Annotated in this window: 2 protein-coding genes; both read left to right on the top strand. The window is 43.4% G+C overall.

Translation table 11 applies throughout. The features are described from left to right. Positions 1–654, top strand: a 654-nt coding sequence (locus ACS8FD_RS15500; protein ID WP_439276508.1) for a type IV pilus twitching motility protein PilT, incomplete at its 5' end; no start/stop codon positions are given. 84 nt (positions 655–738) lie between these two features. Continuing rightward, positions 739–1207: ATPase, T2SS/T4P/T4SS family (locus tag ACS8FD_RS15495; protein WP_439276507.1), on the top strand; the 469-nt coding region annotated here is incomplete at its 3' end.

Raw genomic sequence — 1207 nt, 5'->3', positions numbered from 1 at the left:
ACAGGGCCGACTGGTTCTGGTAAATCTACTACCTTAGCGGCAATGATCGACTATATCAATGATACACGTAAAGAGCATATTTTGACTATCGAAGACCCTATCGAATTCGTTCATGCATCCAAAAAGAGCCTTATCAACCAGCGTGAAGTCCATCGTGATACGTTAGGTTTTGAGCCTGCTCTACGCTCTGCACTACGAGAGGATCCAGACGTTATCTTGGTTGGTGAGCTACGTGACCTTGAAACCATTCGTTTGGCTTTGACCGCTGCTGAAACTGGTCACTTGGTGTTTGGCACTTTGCATACCAGCTCTGCCGCGAAGACAATTGACCGTGTGATCGATGTTTTTCCGGCTGCTGAAAAAGATATGATTCGTGCAATGTTATCTGAATCGCTGCAAGCCGTTATTTCACAGACGCTACTACCAAAGCAAACAGGTGGACGTGTAGCTGCTCACGAAATCATGCTCGGTACACCTGCCATTCGCAATCTCATACGCGAAAACAAGATTGCCCAGATGTATTCTGCTATTCAGACTGGTGCTGGTGACGGCATGATTACGCTCGACCAAACTCTCAAAAACTTAGTCAGCAAAGGCACTATTAGCAAAGACGTCGCTCGTCCTTATGCAAAACAGCCTGAAGCATTTATATAACACTGATTTGACCCTCTTATTCTTACATTATATTTAGTACCTTTAACTTATTTTTTAATAACTCACTTTTAATTTGGATATGATATGGACTTCGATAAACTACTGCAACTCATGGTTAAGAAGAACGGCTCTGACTTGTTTATTACAGCTGGCGTTGCGCCTTCTATGAAAATAAACGGTACTATTTGTCCTGTAGGACAAGCGCCATTAACGGGTGAGCAAACTTTGCTTTTGGTCAAAAGTCTTATGACCTACAATCAGCAAAAAGAGTTTGAAGACACCAATGAATGTCAGTTTGCCATCTCAGATAAATCGCAGCTGGCACGCTTTCGGGTCAGTGCTTTTATGCAGCGTGATATGGCAGGCATGGTTTTACGAAAAATCGAAAACAAAATTCCAACGGTTGAAGAGCTGCGCCTGCCTCCTTCGCTAAAAGAGTTGGCGATGAAAAAGCGTGGTATCATCTTATTAGTCGGTGCTACAGGGACAGGCAAATCAACCACGCTTGCTTCTATGATCGGTCATCGTAACCAAAACTCTCATGGTCATATTA

The sequence above is a fragment of the Psychrobacter sp. 1U2 genome (assembly GCF_051847575.1).
The sequence above is the reverse complement of the archived record's forward strand: the minus strand, read 5'-3'. Positions and strand labels throughout refer to the sequence as shown.